Raw genomic sequence first — 1,037 nt, forward strand, 5'->3', positions numbered from 1 at the left:
TGATCCTCGAGCATGGGCCCGACAAGGCGAGGACGATCTTCGCGCAATCGGCGACGGCCACGCGCCTCTATCACGAGGCGCCCGACAATCTGTCCTCGCTGCTCGGCTATTTCGACCGGCCCGACGCCAAGGCCTTCGCACAGGTGCTGGCCAATATTGCCGCAGACGGACCGGGTGTTTCCCAGCGCGAGGCGGCCGCGCTCGCCGTTCCGGCACTGGTCGTCGGCAACGCCATGGATGCCGTGCATCCGATGTCGAGCGCCTACGCGCTCGCCGCCACGATGCCCAACGCCGTCTTCGCCGAGGTCACGCCCAAGGCGCGCGACAGCAAGCAGCATTTCAGTGAGTTGCACACTGAGATCACCACGTTCCTCCAGTCCCACTCGAAAGTCCGGAGCCTCATTCCGTCATGACCAGCAAATCCCTGTCCGGCCCCGCCGCAATCGCCGCCCTGCCACGCAACAGGCTGCTCGGCGAATTCTCGCTGTGGTCGGCCGACCTCGCCAATATGGAACGCGACCTGAAGCGCATCGAAGCCTATGCCGACCTGCATCACATCGACGTCGCCGATGCCCGCTTCACCCCGGGCTTCCTGTTCTTCCCCGACCTCGTGGCCCGCATCGCCAGGCTGACGGCGAAGCCGATCCATGTGCATCTGATGGTCGAGGCCGAGATCGTCGAAGCGCAGACGCGCCAGTTCATCGAGGCCGGCGCCGACCTCGTCACCATCCACACCGAGAATGGCGAGGCGGGCCTGCGCGCCGTGCGGCTGGCGCGTGAACTCGGTGCCGAGGCCGGCGTCGTGCTGCGGCTGGAAACGCCTGTCGCGGCAATCGTCCCGTTCCTGGCGGAGGTGGCGTTCGTGACACTTCTCGGCACGTCGATCGGCGTCAAGGGCCAGAGCCTGTCGGAGCAGGCCTGTCCGCGCCTGATCGAGGCGCGCGCGCTGATCAGGAAGGCCGGCCGCGAGGCCGATATCATCCTTGCCGCCGACGGCGGCATCCGCCACGAGACGGTGCCCAGCTTGCGCGCCTGTC

The 1,037-nt window shown here is 67.2% G+C and carries 1 protein-coding gene and 1 pseudogene; both read left to right on the top strand.

All coding sequences use genetic code 11. From position 1 onward, the window contains the following. A pseudogene (locus tag EN742_RS35885) lies at positions 1-413 on the top strand (alpha/beta hydrolase); the annotation flags it as partial. After that, on the top strand, positions 410-1,037 hold a 628-nt coding region (locus EN742_RS35890; protein WP_128333936.1), incomplete at its 3' end, for a D-allulose-6-phosphate 3-epimerase. The pseudogene EN742_RS35885 and the gene EN742_RS35890, both read left to right, overlap by 4 nt.

The organism is Mesorhizobium sp. M4A.F.Ca.ET.020.02.1.1, assembly GCF_004022645.1.
GTDB lineage: Bacteria > Pseudomonadota > Alphaproteobacteria > Rhizobiales > Rhizobiaceae > Mesorhizobium.